This is a genomic window from Pseudomonas sp. P8_229, from assembly GCF_034008635.1.
Lineage (GTDB): Bacteria > Pseudomonadota > Gammaproteobacteria > Pseudomonadales > Pseudomonadaceae > Aquipseudomonas.
In genome coordinates, this window is sequence record NZ_CP125378.1 from 2,678,218 (window position 1) to 2,694,266 (window position 16,049).

Below are 16,049 nucleotides of genomic sequence, written 5' to 3' on the forward strand. Positions count from 1 at the left end.
AGCCGCCCAATCACCCTATGGCAACGCGCGACAAATTAGTGGACATTTAGCGCCATGAATCTGGAGAGAAACCCATGAGCAAAAAAGTTGCAGTGATCCTGTCCGGCAGCGGCGTGTACGACGGCGCCGAGATCCACGAAAGCGTCATCACCCTGCTGCGCCTGGATCAACGCGGCGCGCAGGTGCAGTGCTTCGCCCCGAACATTGCGCAATTGCATGTGATCAATCACCTGACCGGTGAAGAAATGCCCGAGACGCGTAACGTCCTGGTGGAGTCGGCGCGCATTGCCCGCGGCAACATCAAGGACATCCGCGAAGCCGACGTCGACGACTTCGACGCGCTGATCGTGCCCGGCGGTTTTGGCGCAGCGAAGAACCTCTCTAACTTCGCCGTCGAAGGCGCCGGTTGCAGCGTGCAGCCGCAGGTGCTGGAACTGGCCGAGGCGTTTGCCGAAGCGGGTAAACCGGTAGGCCTGATGTGCATCTCGCCGGCGCTGGCAGCGAAGATCTACGGCCCGGGCGTGACCTGCACCATCGGCAATGACGCCGACACCGCGACCGCCATGAACAAGATGGGCGCCACCCACGAAAACTGCGCGGTGAGCGACATCATCGAAGACAAGGCACGCAAACTGGTGACGACCCCGGCGTACATGCTGGCGCAGAACATCAGTGAGGCGGCTTCGGGGATCAATAAACTGGTCGACCGCGTTCTGGAATTGACCCACGAAAACGATGCCTGATCTCTGACGGCATGCAGAACAAAAATGTGGGAGCGGGCTTGCTCGCGAAAGCGGTGCGTCATTCAAATCAATGTTGTCTGATACGACGCCTTCGCGAGCAAGCCCGCTCCCACAAGGGATTTGTGTAATGTTCAGGGTTTGCGGGTGAGCCGGGTGAGGATGCGGTCCAGCGCATTGGCAAACGCCTGCTTCTCGCGCTCGCCGAACGGCGCCGGGCCGCCGCTGATCTGGCCCTGTTCGCGCAGGTCAGTGAACAGGTTGCGCACCGCCAGGCGCTCGCCCATGTTCTGCGCGTCGAACTCCTTGCCGCGCGGGTCCAGCGCCGCCACGCTTTTTTTCACCAGACGATCAGCCAGCGGAATATCGCTGCAGATCACCAGTTCACCGGGCACCGCGTGCTCGACCAGATAATCGTCCGCCGCATCCGGGCCACTCGGCACCACGATCAGTTTGACGATCGCCAGCCCCGGTTTGATCTGCGGCTGCCCCGCCACCAGCACCACTTCGAACTTGCGCTTGAGGGCGAACTTCACCACCAGATCCTTGGCAGCCCGAGGGCAGGCGTCGGCATCGATCCATACACGCATGTTCTTTTCCTCTTTTAAAAGCATCGCGGGCAAGGCCACTCCCGCAAGGTTAACGCTAAACCTGTGGGAGCGGGCTTGCCCGCGAATATGAGCGCAGCGAATGCTCTTAAGCAGTCACCCGCTTCTTCTCGGCCATCCGGCTACGCCCATACAACACGGCAATCGCCAGAATCGCCACCGCCTGCGCCGTCAGCGAATAGGCGTCGGCATGAATCCCCAGCCAGTCGAAGTCGAAGAACGCCACCGGCCGCGTGCCGAAGATCCCGGCTTCCTGCAACGCCTTCACGCCATGCCCGGCGAACACCACCGACAACGCACACAGCAGGCCGGCGTTGATGCTGAAGAACAGCGCCAGCGGCAGTTTCGCCGAGCCGCGCAGGATCACCCAGGCCAGACCGACCAACAGCACCAGCGCCGTGGCGCCACCGGCCAGCACCGCGTCATGCCCGGCCGGGCCTGCCTGCAACCACAGGGTTTCGTAGAACAGGATCACTTCGAACAGCTCGCGGTACACCGAGAAGAAGGCAAGGATCGCGAAGCCGAAACGCCCGCCGCCGCCCACCAGACTCTGTTTGATGTAATCCTGCCAGGCCGCCGCGTGGCGCCGATCGTGCATCCACACGCCGAGCCACAACACCATGACACTGGCGAACAGCGCGGTCGCGCCTTCAAGCAGTTCACGCTGCGAGCCGCTGACGTCGATCACGTATGCCGCCAGCGCCCAGGTGCCGAGACCAGCCAACAGCGCCAGGCCCCAACCGATGTTGACGCTGCGCACCGCCGACTGCTGGCCGGTGTTACGCAGGAAGGCGAGGATCGCCGCCAGCACCAGAATCGCTTCGAGGCCTTCGCGCAGCAGAATCAGCAGGCCGGAAATGAAGCTCAGCGACCAGCTCAGGCCATCGCTGCCGAGCAGTTCGGCAGACGCCTTCAATTTTTCCTTGGCCGCGTCCAGACGCTGCTCGGCCTGTGCCACCGACAGACCGTCCTGCAGCGATTGACGGTAGGCCATCAGCGACTTTTCAGTGTCCTTGCGCACGTTGGCGTCGACGTTATCCAGCGAGCTTTCAACCAGTTCGAAGCCTTCCAGATACGCCGCTACCGACAGGTCATAGGCCTGATCGTGATCACCGGCACGGTACGCGGCCAGGCTCTTGTCCAGCGTGGCGGCGGTGTAGTCGAGCAACTGCGCCGGGCCGCGCTTGACCTGCGGCGGCTGCGCGCGCTGGGCGCGGAAGGTTGCGGCGACTTGCACGCCTGCGGCGGACTGCACTTCGGCCGGGGTCTGGCGGGCCAGATCGGCGATGTTGTAGGTCTTGTCGGACCTGGCCGCTGCCGGGTCGGCACTGAAGCCGGCGATGTAGGTCGCCAGGTCCCAGCGCTGACGGTCGTCCAGTTGATCGGCGAACGCCGGCATGTCGGTGCCTTCGACGCCCTGACCGAGGGTGCTGTAGATCGCGTACAGGCTCAGGTGGTCCATCCGCGCTGCATCGCGCAAATTGGCCGGTGGCGGCGTCATGCCGAGACCCGCCGGACCGTCGCCGGCACCGTTGGCACCGTGGCACACCGAGCAGTTTTGCGCATACAGCGGCGCACCCCGGGTCGGATCCGGCGTGATGATCGGTGCCTGGCTGACTTCATACGCCACCGCCAGTTTCGCCCCCAGTTGCCGGGCCTGCCGGGCGACTTCGGCGCCGTCCTGTTTCGCGGTGATGGCGGCGTGCAGAGCCTCGACGCCCTGCTCCAGCGCGGCCTTCTCCGGCTTGGCCGGCAGACCTGTGATCAGCCCTTGCAGCACCTGGGTGAATTCCAGTTGCTCGCGGTACTCGCCATCGTCAACGACCTTGCCCGCCGCGACCGTCGGTGGGTAGTCGGCGCTGATGTAATCGAGCAGGTGCAGCGCCTGCGGGGCGCCTTCCACGGTGTCGGCCAGCAGGTTGAAGCTGCTCAGGGCAAACAACGGGAACACCAGCCAGGCCAGGAATCGGGACGAGGCAGTCATGAATGAGTCTCAAATGGAAATGCGAAGTTACATATTGTTCACTTCGAACGCCTTTCGCTCAAGCTTTGTCGACGTAGAACCGCTTTAGCGCAGTGGCACCGATGCCTGTAGATAGTGTTGGAGCATGAATTCGACAAAGACCCGCACCTTGAGCGCCACATGCCGGGCATGGGGATAAAGCGCGTAATAGTGCCGTTGACCGAGGCCGCAGTTGGGCAGGATCTGCACCAGTCGGCCCGCCAGCAGATCGTCCTGTACCGTGGCCCGGGTAAACGCCGCAATGCCGACCCCGGCCAGCGCCGCAGCGTGTAACGAACTGATCGAATCAGCCTTGAACCGACCGTCTGCCCGTACCGGCGTGGTCGCCCCGCGCGCATCGGTCAGCACCCACTCGCTGCCCCCGGCAAACGCCAGCAACTGGTGTTCGGCGAGCTCACGTACCTGGCGGACCAGGCCGTTGCGGGCGACATAGGCCGGCGACGCCACCAGCAACAGGTCCGAGACGGTCAGCAGGCGCGCCACCAATGACGAATCGGCCAATGGCCCGCAGATGCGCAGCGCCACGTCGAAGCCCTCGGCGATCAGATCGACAAAACGGTCATCGCAGGACAGGTCCACCTCGATCTCGGGATAGCGCTGGTGAAACGCTGGCAGCCAGCTCGCCAGTTCCAGGGTGCCGATCACCATCGGCGCACTGACGCGCAACACACCGCTGGGGCTTTCATGGGCCTGCCCCACCGCCAGCGCGGCCTGATCGAGGCGCTCGAGGATGTCCACGCACGCCGCGTAATACTGTTGCCCCGCCGTAGTCAGACTGAAGCGCCGGGTATTGCGGTTGATCAGACGCGTGCCGAGTTCGCTTTCCAGCTGTTGCAATTGCCGGGAAATGGTCGAGTGGGTGGTGTCGAGCCGCTCGGCGGCGGCGCTGAATCCGCGACACTCGACAATGCTACGAAACGCGCGCATGGCTTGCAGTTGATTCATCGAAGTCCTGCAGTTCGTTAAGCGTCAGGCCGGCAAGGCTAGCTCAATCCCGTCGACCATCCCACCGGTAAGTCGGCAGCGCGCCAGACTTGATCGGTGCAACTGGCAAACAAAAACGACACATCACTTGGCCACTACTGCACCCTATAATGCGCCACCTCGTCGCATTTTCCGCTCAAGGATGAACCCTCTTCATGCGCCATCGCTTGCTGCTGCCCCTGTTGATCGCCGCCGTTGTGCAACTGAGCGGCTGCGCTGCGTATCGCAACTACGATCTGGAACTGCAACAGACCACCGACCAGTTCAAGGCCGGCAACATCGACGGCGCTCTCTCGGTGATCGAAGCGCACAATCCTGACCCGGAAAAGGACCTGCTCTACTACTTTGAAAAGGGCGCCATTCTCAGTGCCGGCGGCGAATTCGCACAGAGCCAGACGACCTGGCGCAGCGCCGAGCAGATGATCATCGAGCGCCAGGACACGATCGAAACCACCGGCGACAAACTGCTAGCCGCAATGGGCGATCACTGGGGCAGCATCATCAATGACAAGCTGCGCCGCTACGATGGCTACGACTATGAAAAAGTCATGCTGACCACGCAGATGGCCCTCAACCAACTGGCGCTGAATGACTTCGACGGCGCCCGCGCCGATATCAAGAAAACCCACGAACGCGAAGCGCTGATCGCCCGGCAACGGGAGCTGGAATACGAAAGAATCGAGGAAGCAGCCAAGGCTCAGGGCGCACGCGTGCATTACAAGGATTTGCAGGGGTATCCGGTGGTGATGCTCGAATCGCCTGCAGTGATTGCCCTGAAAAACGGTTACCAAAGTGCGTTCAGTCACTATCTCGCCGGCTTCACCTATGAAGCACTGGGTGAAAAGGACCTCGCTGCGCCCGGCTATCGACAGGCCATCGAATTACGCCCGGACATGGCGTTTTTCCAACAGGCATTGCGCGATCTCGACAGCCCCGAACTCAAGACCGACGAAAGCGATGTTCTGATCATCGTGCAAAGTGGCCTGGCGCCTGCGCGCAGTTCGGTACGCGTGCCTTACCCGGTGAAACTGGCGGACGGGCAAGTCATCGTCGCCAACATTTCGTTTCCGGTGATGGTGCCGGACACCACCACCCCGCCGATCAGTCAGGTCAGTATCGATGGTCGACAAAAAAAGCTGATCGCGGTCAACAGCATCACCGACATGTCCTTGCGCACGCTGCGTGACGACATGCCCGGGATTATCCAGCGCACGACCTACCGGGCGTTTCTTGCAGCGGACGTTCAGGGCACGGACAACCGACGTAACCCGGGCAAAGCGTCCTATGTGACCCAGTGGGACGGTTTCGAGCAGGCGGACACTCGCACCTGGCGCACCCTGCCCAACCTGACGCAGGTCGTGCGCCTGCGCCTGAAAAAGGGCGAACATCTGATCGGTCTGCCGAATGCCACAGCGCCACTGAAAATCCGCATCGACCAGAACCGCCAGATGATCGGTCTGCGGGTGCTGGGCGAGCGGATTTACGCGAATGGCAGCGCTTTTCAGGCCATCCCTGTGCTGGAAACCCGCGTATCGGACCTGAAATAAGTAATGGCACAAAGCTAACAAGTGCGATCAAAAAGCTATTACATGGCCAGCAGCACCCGCTTATAATGCCGCGCCCTCGCTATCGCGATACGGCATAAAAGCTCCTCTGGTTATGAGGAATTGGCAGGAGGCCAGCGCCACTGTCGATGGGTCACATCAGCCCGACCAGCACAGGTGGCTGCTGCAGTTTCAAGCTCAGGGAAGAAGTACCCCCATGGCATTCCGTGCTCCCACCTTGATCGCGCTCAGCGCTGTCACTCTGCTGTCCGGCTGTTCGGCGTTTCGCAACTACGATTCGGAACTGGCCCAGACCAACCAGCAACTGGCCACCGGCAACGTCGACGCCGCACTGACCCTGCTGGAAAAGAACAACACTGGCCCGGACAAAGACCTGCTCTATTACTTCGAGAAAGGTGAGTTGCTGCGCGCCAAGGGCGACCTGTCCGGCAGCCAGAACGCCTGGACCAGCGCCGACCAGGTGGTCGGTCAGTGGGAAGACGCGGTCAAGCTCGACTCCGGCAAATACCTGGCCCAGTTCGGCAGCTTCATCGTCAACGACAAGGTCCGCCGCTACGAAGGCTACGACTATGAAAAAGTCATGCTGACCACGCAGATGGCCCTCAACCTGCTGGCGGTCAATGATTTCGACGGCGCCCGCACCGCCATCAAGAAGACTCACGAACGTGAAGCGGTAATCGCCGACCTGCGCGACAAGGAATACCTCAAGAGCGAAGAAGAGGCCGAGAAAGAAGGGATCAAGACCCAGTACAAGGATCTGCAGGGTTACCCGGTTGCCAGCCTCGATGCGCCAGAAGTGGTCAGCCTGAAAAACAGCTACCAGAGTGCGTTCAGCCATTACCTGGCCGGCTTCGTCTACGAAGCCCTGGGCGAGAAAGACCTGGCTGCACCGGGCTACCGCAAGGCGGCTGAACTGCGTCCGAACACCCCGCTGCTGGAACAGGCGCTGGTCAATCTCGACAAGCCGTCCAAGTCCGACGACAGCGACATCCTGATCGTGGTGCAAAGCGGTCTGGCGCCATCGCGCGACTCGATCCGCGTGCCGCTGCCATTGCCGATCTCCAACAACGTGGTGATCACCCCGTTGTCGTTCCCGATCATCAAGCCTGACACCTCCACCGCGCCGTTCGCGCAGATTGGCGTCGATGGCCAGCAGGTCAACCTGACTGCCCTCAACAGCACCACCGCCATGTCGCGCCGCGCCCTGCGCGATGACATGCCGGGGATCATCGTGCGCACCACTGTGCGTGCAATCACCAAAGGTGTGGCGCAGAAGAAGATCAACGAAACCAACCCGCTGGCCGGTCTGGCCGTGGGTATCTCTTCAGCAGTGCTGGAAGGTGCCGATACCCGTACGTGGCGCACCCTACCGGACAACACCCAGGTGGTGCGTCTGCGCTTGAAGAAAGGCGAGCACCAAGTAAGTCTGCCGAGCGCCGTCGGCGGTTCAGTGGTCAAGGTCACCGTCGATCAGCGTTATCAGGTGATCAGCCTGCGCGCCGTGGGCAACCAGGTGTTCGCTGCGGGCGTCGCCGCCCACGTCATCCCGAGCGCCGGCGCGACCAACGTCGCCAGCAACAAACAACCTTAAGAACGGAGTCTTTGCATGCGCTTCAAACTCATCGCCGTTGCCGCCCTCGCCGTCCTGGCCAGCGGCTGCGCCACCCCGCCACCACCGGAGCCGGGCAGCGCCGCAAGCAAGGTCGTGGCCATGGGCCCGCAGAAACACATCGCGGTCGGCGCCATGCGCGTGGCCCGCGAGAACGGCTTCATGACCGTCAATGTGCAGTTGACCAACACCCTCAACAGCAACAAGACGTTCTACTACCGCTTCGCCTGGCTTGGCCCGGAAGGTTTCCCGATCGCCGAGGAAGAAGTCTGGAAAAGCCAGATGATGTACGGCGCCCAGACCAGCTTCATCCAGGGCATCGCCCCGACCCCGAAAGCCGTGGATTTCCGTCTGGAACTCAAGACGCCTTAAGCCCGCCACCCTATTCCTGTTTTAGAGAGCATTCCCATGTTTGCACGCTTTTCCATGATCGCTGTCCTCGCCCTGCTGGCTTCCGGTTGCGCCAACACTTCGCCAACCCTGGGCAGCAAGAACATCAGCTACGGCGACACCAAAGCGGTTGAAACCGTGACCAACGAATTCGGTTCGACCGACCTGCAAATGATCGCCGAATCGATGACCCGCTCGCTGGCCCAGTCCGGCATCCTGCAGGGCCGCCCGGTGGTGCAGGTCTACGATGTGAAGAACAAGACCAGCGAGTACATCGATACCCGCGAAATCACCACCAGCATCAAGACTCAGCTGATGAAAACCGGTGTTGCCCGCTTCGCCAGCGACAACAACGCGATGCAAAGCCAGGTTGACCAGCTCAAGCTGCAAAACCAGAGCGGCCTGTACAAGAAGAGCACCGTGGCCAAGACCGGCAACATGGTTGCCGCCAAGTACCGCATCGAAGGTTCGATCAGCTCGATCGTCAAGCGCAGCAGCGATTACAAGGACGTCTTCTACAAATTCAGCCTGCAACTGATCGACGTTGAAAGCGGTCTGGCCGAGTGGATGGACGAAAAAGAGATCCGCAAAACCACGGAGCGTTAATCAATGCGCACATGGATTGGCATGATGGCCCTGGCTTGCGCGTTCAGCGTGCAAGCGGCCCCGAAAGTCGCGGTGACGGATCTGGCGTATCAGGAGCGCGTGGAACAATACATCCACATCGTTTCAGCGCAGAACAATTACCGTGAGGGTTACTACAGCTCCAGTGGTTCTTCGAACTACAACGAGCTGGAAGCGACCACCAGCTACATCGAGCAGGGTGAGCTGCGTAAATTCACTGGCGACATCAAGGGTGAAATCCTGCGTACCGGCATGTTCCAGCTGGTGCAAGGCACGCCGTACACTGCGTCGTCCAAGGGTGACGTCTATGACGTGATCAAGCGCATCAAGGCCGGCAACTTCAAAGGCGCCGACTATGTGCTGTTCGGCACCGTGTCCGACATCGACTTCACCCAGGACATGAACGAGCTGGCGCACACCGACAGCTATTCGGCGGTGCTGGGCCTGACGCTGGTGGCGGATTTCAGTCTGATCAACACCAAGACCTACGAGATCACGTCGGCCTTCACGGCGATGGGCGAAGCGCAGGACACCAAACTGGTGAACGGCCGCGACATCAAGATCTCGCTGAACCGACCTCGGGTGGTGCGTGACGTGTCCAAGGCACTGGGCGAGGACGTCGCCGGGCAACTGAGCCAACAGCTCGGTGGTGGCGGTTACGAGCAGCCGCGTGAGCCGCAACAGCGCAACAACCTGCCGCGTGATACGGCGCCGGTGATCTTGCACTGACCGAGTGAGCACGGAACTCTGTGGCGAGGGGATTCATCTCCGATGGGCCGCGAAGCGGCCCCGCTCTTGAGCAAAAAAGAGATTGGGACTGCTACGCAGTCCATCGGGGATGAATCCCCTCACTACAACTGAGTTCACTAGAGCGATACGTAATAATAAAAAAGGCGACCTCATCAGGTCGCCTTTTTTGTGCCCGCAGGCGTCACACCACCGCTTTACGCAACGTCGCCATGAACGCCGCCGCACCGATGAACAGCCCGGCAAACGTGCGGTTCATGCGCCTCTGCTGCTTCGGCGTGCGCAACAGCCGCAGCACTTTCGACGCCAGACCGGTGTAGCCGGCCATGACGATCAGATCGACGCAGATCATGGTCACGCCGATCACCAGGTACTGTATCAGCAGTGGTGCGTGCGGATTGATGAACTGCGGCAGCACCGCCAGCATGAACACCAGCGCCTTGGGGTTGCTGATGTTCACCAGAAAACCGCGGAACACCAGCGCCAGAGGTTTGCCGATCGGCCGTACCGCCGCGTCATCGCTCATGTCCATGGGCAGCGCACGCCATTGCTTGACCGCCAGATACACGAGGTAAGCCACACCGAACCATTTGATCGCGTGGAAAGCCGTGGCCGAAGCAGTCAGGATCGCGCCAACGCCGGCGCCGACAATCGCAATCTGCACCGCCAGGCCGATTTGCAGGCCAAGGGCGTTCCAGTAGCCGCGCCAGAAACCGTATTGCAGACCGCTGGACATCGACGCAATAGCGCCGGCACCCGGGGACAGACTGATCACCCAGCAGGCGGCGAAAAACGCCAGCCATGTTTGTAGCTCCATCGCACACCTCGACTCATGCTCGTGACAAATGCCTAAGCTAATCCGGGTTTGAATGGATGACTACCGATTTTTTGCTGAATGTTGCAGGTGCTACTGAGGGCCCCTTCGCGAGCAAGCCCGCTCCCACAAGGATCTTTGGTGTTCACACATTGTGTGTTCCACCCAGGACACTGTGGGAGCGGGCCTGCTCGCGAAGGCGTCAGATCAATCGCCCGGGGAATCTACTTCTCGAAACCGCTGGAAGGAAATACATCGCTACCGCGCCAGCGCCGCACCGAGCGCTGGAAGAACAGACTGTTCGGCACCTGCACCATGGCGCTGCCGGTACCCAGTTCCTCAGCCTCGATCAACGTGGTGTACAGCAGATTGATCGCCACCACCCGGCCTTTGACGCCAGGCTTGTCGGTGGTGTCCACCAGCTCAACCACATCTCCCAGACGGAACGGGCCGACGGTGAAGATCAGGATCGCGCAGAGCAGGTTCGACAGCACACTCCACATGGCGAAGAACGCCACCGCCGCCACCGCAACGAAACCCGACAGCGCCGTCCACAGCACCGTGGCCGACACGCCGAGTCGTTCCAGCACAAAGATCAGCGCGCTGCCCATGATCAGCCAGCGCAGCCCGCCGCGCAGCGGCATCAGCAACTGCGGCGGGAACGGGTAGCGCTCACCCAGGCGAGTCAGGCCTTTGGCAACGAAGCGCTGGGCCAGATAACCGGCCAGCAGGATCAGCAGAATCTGCACCGCAAACCAGACCGGCTCGACCCACTCCGCCGGCAGCGGCAGCTTGAACGCTTCCATCAGGACAGCGCCTCCAGCTCCGCTTGCATGCTTTCCAGCGTCTCGAGGGCTTCCATCCACGCCTCTTCCAGTTCGGCTTCGCGCACTTTCAGCTTGGCCTGTTCGGCCAGCAGATCACGCAGCTCGTTCTTGCGCGCTGGCTCGTAGATGTCGCTGTCACCGAGGCTGGCATCAACCTTGGCGAGTTTTTCGTGGAGCTTGCCCAGCTCGGCTTCGAGCTTGTCGGCTTCACGCTTGTGCGGTGCCAGTTGCTGACGCAACGCAGCAGCGGCCTGACGCTGAGCCTTCTTGTCAGTCTTGTCCGGGTTGACCGGGGTGTTGCTGACCGGCGCGTTGCGCTGACGGTACTCCACCAGCCAGCGGGCGTAGTCTTCGAGGTCGCCATCGAACTCTTCGACCTTGCCATCAGCGACCAGGTAGAAATTGTCGGTGGTACTCTTGAGCAGGTGCCGATCGTGAGACACCACCAGTACCGCGCCGCTGAATTCCTGCAGTGCCATGGTCAGCGCCAGGCGCATTTCCAGGTCGAGGTGGTTGGTCGGTTCGTCGAGCAGCAACAGGTTCGGCCGTTCCCAGGCGATCAACGCCAGGGCCAGACGCGCTTTTTCGCCGCCGGAGAAATTCAGCACCGGTTCGTCGATGCGCGCGCCACGGAAGTCGAAACCGCCGAGGAAGTCGCGCAGGGTCTGCTCGCGCTCGGTCGGCGCCAGTCGCTGCAAGTGCAGCAGCGGGCTGGCCTTGGAATCCAGCGAGTCGAGCTGATGCTGGGCAAAGTAGCCGACCACGGTGTTTTCGCCACGGGTCAGACGCCCGGCCAGCGGCTCGAGCTCGCCGGCGAGGTTCTTGATCAGGGTCGATTTACCGGCGCCATTCGGCCCGAGCAAGCCGATCCGCGCACCCGGGGTCAGTTGCAGCTTGACCTTCTCCAGGATGGTTTTATCGCCGTAACCCAGACGCGCATCGGACAGGTCGATCAGCGGGCTGGAGATCTTGGTCGATTCGCGGAACACGAAATCGAATGGCGAATCGACGTGGGCCGCCGACAGCTCTTCCATGCGCTCCAGTGCCTTGATCCGGCTCTGCGCCTGACGGGCCTTGGTGGCCTGGGCCTTGAAGCGAGCAATGTAGCTTTCCATGTGCGCACGTTGCGCCTGCTGCTTCTCGTAGGCCTGTTGTTGCTGGGCCAGACGTTCGGCACGAGCACGTTCGAACGCGGTATAGCCGCCCCGGTACAGGGTCAGTTTGCGCTGATCGACGTGGGCCACGTGATCGACCACTTCATCGAGGAAGTCGCGGTCATGGGAGATCAGCAGCAAGGTGCCCGGGTAGCTTTTCAGCCACTCTTCGAGCCAGATGATCGCGTCGAGGTCCAGGTGGTTGGTCGGCTCGTCGAGCAACAACAGGTCCGACGGACACATCAAGGCCTGCGCCAGGTTCAGACGCATCCGCCAGCCACCGGAGAAATCTGCGACCTGCCGATCCATCTGCTCGTTGGTGAAACCGAGACCGGCCAGCAATTTGCGCGCACGCGCATCGGCGGTATAACCGTCGGCGCTGTCGAGTTCGGCGTGCAGACGCGCCAGAGCCGTGCCATCGTGGGCCGCTTCTGCGGCGGCGAGGTCACGTTGCACTTCGCGTAGACGCAGGTCGCCATCGAGCACATAGTCGACCGCCAAGCGTTCGAGCGTGTCGACCTCCTGGCGCATGTGCGCGATGCGCCAGTCGGCCGGCAACAGGCAATCGCCCGAGTCCGGATGCAACTCGCCGCGCAACAAGGCGAACAGGCTGGATTTGCCGGCACCGTTGGCACCGATGAGGCCAGCTTTGTGGCCGGCGTGCAGGGTCAGCTCGGCGTCTTCTAGCAGACGTTGCGGGCCACGCTGTAAAGTCAGGTTCTGAAGTCGGATCATAATGGCGGCGGAGTCTACCAGCTTCGCTCACAACTGGCGCGAGTAGCACGATGTCCTCTGACCTGTGGAGCTTTTCCCTTGCCACCTACGCCCGCCCGGGTGTGGAACCTGCCTGCCTGCAACTGCAAACGGCGGGGGCCAATGTGTGCCTGTTGCTGTGCGGTGCGTGGCTGGAGCAACGTGGCGTGGCCTGTGACGAACAGCGCGTAGAACAGCTGAGAACGCTGGTGGGGCCTTGGGATAGGGAGGTGGTGCAGCCACTGCGCGCGCTACGCACTCAATGGAAAACCCTGGCCGAAGATGATCCGGTACTCAAGGGCCTGCGTGAACAGATGAAAGCGCTGGAGCTGGAAGCCGAGCGGCATCTGTTGTGGCAACTGGAACAGGTCGCTCAGGACTGGCCGTTACAGGATGCATCCGCGTCGGGGCAATGGCTTGAGCGTCTGGCGGCAACGGCCGCCAGCCCGAACCGCGACGCGCTGCAAGTGCTGCGCGTCGCGGCAACCGGCACTTAGGAAGCGCTGGTCGGGTTGCTGGTGACGCTCGACGCAGCGGCTGGCGTTGGCGCAGTCGTGGTGGTCGAGGTAGAAGCGGCGGAAGCAGGTGCAGCGGCCGGCGCTGGAGCGGCTGGCTTGGCGGCAGGTGCGGTCGCCGGTTTCGCGGCAGTTGGTTTGACGGCAGCTGGTTTGGCAGTGACCGGTTTTTTCGCGACAGGTTTGGCAGCTGGTTTGGCTGCTGGCTTGGCGGCTACTGGTTTGGCAGCAGGCTTGGCGGCAGCGGTCGCCGGTTTTGCGGCGGCAGGTTTTGCGGCGGGCTTGGCAGCGGTTTTAGCGGCAGGCTTGGCGGCAGGTTTGGCGACGGCTTTGGCAGCTGGTTTTGCAGCAACCGGTTTGGCCGCAGGCTTGGCTGCCGGTTTTGCCGCTGCAGTTTTGGCGGCGGGTTTTACTGCAGCTTTGGCAGCCGGTTTTGCAGCCGGTTTAGCCGCGGCGGTTTTTGCCGGTGCAGCTTTGCGTGCAACAGGTTTTGCGGCTGGCTTGGCAGCTGGTTTTGCAGCAGCCGGTTTGGCGGCGGCAGTACGTGCGGCAGGTTTTGCAGCGCTGGCCGCAGCAGGTTTTTTCACCGCGGTTTTTGCAGCAGGTTTGGCCGCTGCTTTAGCTGGCGCCTTGGCGGCTGGTTTGGCCGCTGGCTTGGCAGCAGCGGTTTTGGCAGGGGCTTTCGCTGCAGCAGGTTTGGTTGCCGCTTTCTTCGCAGGCGCTGCAGCAGGTTTGGCTGCGCGGGAGGTCAGCGCCTTGCCGGCGGCTTCTTGCACGCGACCGACACCCTGGGCCAGTTTCAGGCTTTCCTGGGCATCACGCTTGAGTTGCAGAATGTAGCTGCGGGTATCGGACTGACGATCCTTCAGCGCATCGAGCAGGTCTTCAAGTTCTTTCACTGCCGCCTTGGCCTTGTTCTGTGCCTTGGCTTTACCGGCAGTGGCTGCGTCCTGCAATTTGGTGCGGGATTTGTGCAGTTTTTCTTGCGCCTTGCCGCGTTGTTTTTCCAGTTTGGCGAGCAGTTTTTCAGCATCAGCCAAGGCTTGGGAGCAAGCGTTTTCCAAATGCTCGAGCAGGCTGCCCGAGAGTTGTTGGAGTAAGTGCAACGGAGTGTTTACAGGCTTCTTGGTGGCCGACATGGTTTACCTCCTGGCTGACGTGAGTGCGGCTCATACTAGACCTCTGCTGCTACCGCCGCTAGGTCATCTTGACAGTAACGAAACCGTTGCGTTGCAACGAAGTGAAAATGTTCTGCACAAAGACAAAAGCAGTTCACCGTTGCAGACGTTCGCGCTGGCATAATCGCCCGCATCTCAGGACGGAGAGTGCCCATGTCGCGCTACCTTTTTTTATCCCTCTGCATGATTTTTTCCGCCGCTCACGCCGACGAAAAAACCACCGCGAACGATGCCCACGACCTGGCCTACAGCCTTGGCGCCAGCCTCGGTGAACGACTGCGCCAGGAAGTCCCGCAATTGCAGATCCAGGCACTGGTCGACGGTTTGCAGCAGGCCTATCAAGGCAAGCCACTGGCACTGAGCGAAGCACGGATCGAGCAGATCCTGGCCGATCATGAATCGCAAAACGCCGAACATTCAGCGCTGCCTTCGAGCGATGCCGCGATGGAAAACGAGCAACGTTTTCTCACCGCCGAAAAAGCCAAGCCGGGCGTAAAGGAACTGGCCGACGGCATCCTGCTGACTGAGCTGACTCCGGGTAATGGCGCCAAGGCCGGTCCGGATGGAAAAGTACAGGTGCTGTACGTCGGTCGACTACCGGATGGCACGGTGTTCGATCAGAACACTCAGCCGCAATGGTTCAGCCTCGACAGCGTGATTACCGGCTGGCGTACCGCGTTGCAGAACATGCCGGTGGGTGCCAAGTGGCGACTGGTGATTCCATCGGATCAAGCGTATGGCGCCGACGGTGCAGGGGATCTGATTGCGCCGTTTACGCCGCTGGTGTTTGAAGTCGAGTTACGCGGCGCTACGAGCTGATAAACCCCGACTCGCAGACATAAAAAACGCGGTGCGCTTTCGGCGCACCGCGTTTTTTTGCCTGCGAAAAACCATTCAGGCCTGAGCTGTATCTTCCTGCTTGTGTGCCGTGTGCAGCACTTCAATCAGACAGTCTTCCAGCTCGAAGCGCTCGTGAAGCAGGCCACCCAGTTCCTTGAACTTCTCGGCGACGCATTTGCCCTCGTCGCACAAATCGTTGAACGCCAGCAGCTTCTCGGTGATGACGTCGATGCGCGGATAGATCGTCTCGGCGAGTTCCAGACCACGCGTGTCACCGAACGCCTTGGCTTCGCCCGTCAGCTGTTCGTAGATCTCGAAGTGCCCGGCCGAGACGTAATCGACCAGCACACCGCAGAACTCCTGCAAGGGCTTGCGGTTCTCGGACAGCGCCTCAGGTTGCGCACCGAGCTTGTCGTAGGCACCGATCAGTTCTTCACGCTCTTGCAACCAGCGGTCGATCAGCAGATGAACTCCACCCCAGCGTTCCTGAGCATTCTGACAACTTTCGAGCATGGCGATCTCTCTTCCCTTGTGGGTCATGCTGCTCTACACCCGCGCCCCTCTTCTGGCTTTTATCGCTTGGAGGCCGACCGGGCAGAGCGTCATCGAGCAACATAAATCCAATGACACGTGCGGGCCAGATTATGCCCGCACGCCTATGGCTTCAAGGTACGCAGG

Annotated in this window: 16 protein-coding genes; 8 read left to right on the top strand and 8 right to left on the bottom strand. The window is 61.3% G+C overall.

What is annotated here, in order from left to right:
- Positions 1-74: 74 nt before the first annotated feature.
- Complete coding sequence (elbB, locus tag QMK55_RS12185) at positions 75-743, top strand: isoprenoid biosynthesis glyoxalase ElbB (RefSeq protein ID WP_102354826.1); 669 nt, start codon at positions 75-77, stop codon at positions 741-743.
- 131 nt (positions 744-874) lie between these two features.
- Here the strand turns inward: elbB and QMK55_RS12190 are convergent, their stop codons facing one another.
- The 3 genes from QMK55_RS12190 to QMK55_RS12200 all read right to left on the bottom strand — a co-directional run bounded on the left by QMK55_RS12190 (position 875) and on the right by QMK55_RS12200 (position 4,316).
- Entirely contained in the window at positions 875-1,330 is a 456-nt protein-coding gene (locus QMK55_RS12190; RefSeq protein WP_320329256.1) for a YaiI/YqxD family protein, read from the bottom strand.
- Positions 1,331-1,436: 106 nt separating this feature from the next.
- Positions 1,437-3,332, bottom strand: coding sequence for an FTR1 family protein (locus QMK55_RS12195; RefSeq protein WP_102354825.1), 1,896 nt, complete (start codon positions 3,330-3,332; stop codon positions 1,437-1,439).
- Between the two features lie 84 nt (positions 3,333-3,416).
- Positions 3,417-4,316 (bottom strand): LysR family transcriptional regulator, encoded by a 900-nt coding sequence (locus tag QMK55_RS12200; RefSeq protein ID WP_102354824.1) that lies wholly within the window; start codon positions 4,314-4,316, stop codon positions 3,417-3,419.
- A gap of 194 nt (positions 4,317-4,510) precedes the next feature.
- On the opposite strand from QMK55_RS12200, the gene QMK55_RS12205 reads away from it, so the two are divergent.
- From QMK55_RS12205 to QMK55_RS12225, 5 genes are all read left to right on the top strand, one after another.
- A complete protein-coding gene (locus tag QMK55_RS12205; RefSeq protein ID WP_320329257.1) occupies positions 4,511-5,902 on the top strand; it encodes a hypothetical protein in 1,392 nt (463 codons plus the stop codon).
- 214 nt (positions 5,903-6,116) lie between these two features.
- On the top strand, positions 6,117-7,511 hold the full coding sequence (locus QMK55_RS12210; RefSeq protein ID WP_320329258.1) for a hypothetical protein: 1,395 nt from the start codon (positions 6,117-6,119) through the stop codon (positions 7,509-7,511).
- Between the two features lie 15 nt (positions 7,512-7,526).
- Positions 7,527-7,901 carry a YcfL family protein gene (locus tag QMK55_RS12215; RefSeq protein ID WP_025113270.1) on the top strand — a complete coding sequence of 125 codons (375 nt, stop codon included), beginning with the start codon at positions 7,527-7,529 and terminating at the stop codon, positions 7,899-7,901.
- 36 nt (positions 7,902-7,937) lie between these two features.
- Complete coding sequence (gene lpoB / locus QMK55_RS12220; RefSeq protein WP_102354821.1) at positions 7,938-8,525, top strand: penicillin-binding protein activator LpoB; 588 nt, start codon at positions 7,938-7,940, stop codon at positions 8,523-8,525.
- A gap of 3 nt (positions 8,526-8,528) precedes the next feature.
- Entirely contained in the window at positions 8,529-9,272 is a 744-nt protein-coding gene (locus tag QMK55_RS12225; RefSeq protein WP_320329259.1) for a penicillin-binding protein activator LpoB, read from the top strand.
- A gap of 202 nt (positions 9,273-9,474) precedes the next feature.
- Here the strand turns inward: QMK55_RS12225 and QMK55_RS12230 are convergent, their stop codons facing one another.
- The 3 genes from QMK55_RS12230 to QMK55_RS12240 form a co-directional block, all read right to left on the bottom strand.
- Positions 9,475-10,107, bottom strand: coding sequence for a LysE family transporter (locus tag QMK55_RS12230; RefSeq protein WP_102354819.1), 633 nt, complete (start codon positions 10,105-10,107; stop codon positions 9,475-9,477).
- 221 nt (positions 10,108-10,328) lie between these two features.
- A complete protein-coding gene (locus tag QMK55_RS12235; protein WP_102354818.1) occupies positions 10,329-10,910 on the bottom strand; it encodes a mechanosensitive ion channel family protein in 582 nt (193 codons plus the stop codon).
- Positions 10,910-12,820 (bottom strand): ATP-binding cassette domain-containing protein, encoded by a 1,911-nt coding sequence (locus QMK55_RS12240; protein ID WP_102354817.1) that lies wholly within the window; start codon positions 12,818-12,820, stop codon positions 10,910-10,912. Before QMK55_RS12240 ends, QMK55_RS12235 begins: the two co-directional genes overlap by 1 nt.
- Positions 12,821-12,870: 50 nt before the next feature.
- Between QMK55_RS12240 and QMK55_RS12245 the strand changes: the two genes are divergently transcribed.
- Entirely contained in the window at positions 12,871-13,335 is a 465-nt protein-coding gene (locus QMK55_RS12245) for a TIGR02444 family protein (RefSeq protein WP_102354816.1), read from the top strand.
- On the opposite strand, the gene QMK55_RS12250 is transcribed toward QMK55_RS12245, so the two are convergent.
- On the bottom strand, positions 13,332-14,492 hold the full coding sequence (locus QMK55_RS12250) for an AlgP family protein (RefSeq protein WP_320329260.1): 1,161 nt from the start codon (positions 14,490-14,492) through the stop codon (positions 13,332-13,334). The two genes, QMK55_RS12245 and QMK55_RS12250, sit on opposite strands and share 4 nt — an antisense overlap.
- 192 nt (positions 14,493-14,684) lie before the next feature.
- Here QMK55_RS12250 and QMK55_RS12255 point away from each other — a divergent pair, with 192 nt between their 5' ends.
- Positions 14,685-15,350 carry an FKBP-type peptidyl-prolyl cis-trans isomerase gene (locus tag QMK55_RS12255; RefSeq protein ID WP_102354814.1) on the top strand — a complete coding sequence of 222 codons (666 nt, stop codon included), beginning with the start codon at positions 14,685-14,687 and terminating at the stop codon, positions 15,348-15,350.
- A gap of 75 nt (positions 15,351-15,425) precedes the next feature.
- Here QMK55_RS12255 and rsd read toward each other — a convergent pair whose 3' ends face one another.
- On the bottom strand, positions 15,426-15,884 hold the full coding sequence (rsd, locus tag QMK55_RS12260) for a sigma D regulator (RefSeq protein WP_102354813.1): 459 nt from the start codon (positions 15,882-15,884) through the stop codon (positions 15,426-15,428).
- Positions 15,885-16,049 lie beyond the last annotated feature (165 nt).

What these genes read in the sequence shown, in the direction of transcription:
- elbB (WP_102354826.1), top strand. Translation starts at nt 75, where the DNA reads ATGAGCAAAAAAGTTGCAGTGATCCTGTCCGGCAGCGGCGTGTACGAC.
- QMK55_RS12190 (WP_320329256.1), bottom strand. Translation starts at nt 1,330, where the DNA reads ATGCGTGTATGGATCGATGCCGACGCCTGCCCTCGGGCTGCCAAGGAT.
- QMK55_RS12195 (WP_102354825.1), bottom strand. Translation starts at nt 3,332, where the DNA reads ATGACTGCCTCGTCCCGATTCCTGGCCTGGCTGGTGTTCCCGTTGTTT.
- QMK55_RS12200 (WP_102354824.1), bottom strand. Translation starts at nt 4,316, where the DNA reads ATGAATCAACTGCAAGCCATGCGCGCGTTTCGTAGCATTGTCGAGTGT.
- QMK55_RS12205 (WP_320329257.1), top strand. Translation starts at nt 4,511, where the DNA reads ATGCGCCATCGCTTGCTGCTGCCCCTGTTGATCGCCGCCGTTGTGCAA.
- QMK55_RS12210 (WP_320329258.1), top strand. Translation starts at nt 6,117, where the DNA reads ATGGCATTCCGTGCTCCCACCTTGATCGCGCTCAGCGCTGTCACTCTG.
- QMK55_RS12215 (WP_025113270.1), top strand. Translation starts at nt 7,527, where the DNA reads ATGCGCTTCAAACTCATCGCCGTTGCCGCCCTCGCCGTCCTGGCCAGC.
- lpoB (WP_102354821.1), top strand. Translation starts at nt 7,938, where the DNA reads ATGTTTGCACGCTTTTCCATGATCGCTGTCCTCGCCCTGCTGGCTTCC.
- QMK55_RS12225 (WP_320329259.1), top strand. Translation starts at nt 8,529, where the DNA reads ATGCGCACATGGATTGGCATGATGGCCCTGGCTTGCGCGTTCAGCGTG.
- QMK55_RS12230 (WP_102354819.1), bottom strand. Translation starts at nt 10,107, where the DNA reads ATGGAGCTACAAACATGGCTGGCGTTTTTCGCCGCCTGCTGGGTGATC.
- QMK55_RS12235 (WP_102354818.1), bottom strand. Translation starts at nt 10,910, where the DNA reads ATGGAAGCGTTCAAGCTGCCGCTGCCGGCGGAGTGGGTCGAGCCGGTC.
- QMK55_RS12240 (WP_102354817.1), bottom strand. Translation starts at nt 12,820, where the DNA reads ATGATCCGACTTCAGAACCTGACTTTACAGCGTGGCCCGCAACGTCTG.
- QMK55_RS12245 (WP_102354816.1), top strand. Translation starts at nt 12,871, where the DNA reads ATGTCCTCTGACCTGTGGAGCTTTTCCCTTGCCACCTACGCCCGCCCG.
- QMK55_RS12250 (WP_320329260.1), bottom strand. Translation starts at nt 14,492, where the DNA reads ATGTCGGCCACCAAGAAGCCTGTAAACACTCCGTTGCACTTACTCCAA.
- QMK55_RS12255 (WP_102354814.1), top strand. Translation starts at nt 14,685, where the DNA reads ATGTCGCGCTACCTTTTTTTATCCCTCTGCATGATTTTTTCCGCCGCT.
- rsd (WP_102354813.1), bottom strand. Translation starts at nt 15,884, where the DNA reads ATGCTCGAAAGTTGTCAGAATGCTCAGGAACGCTGGGGTGGAGTTCAT.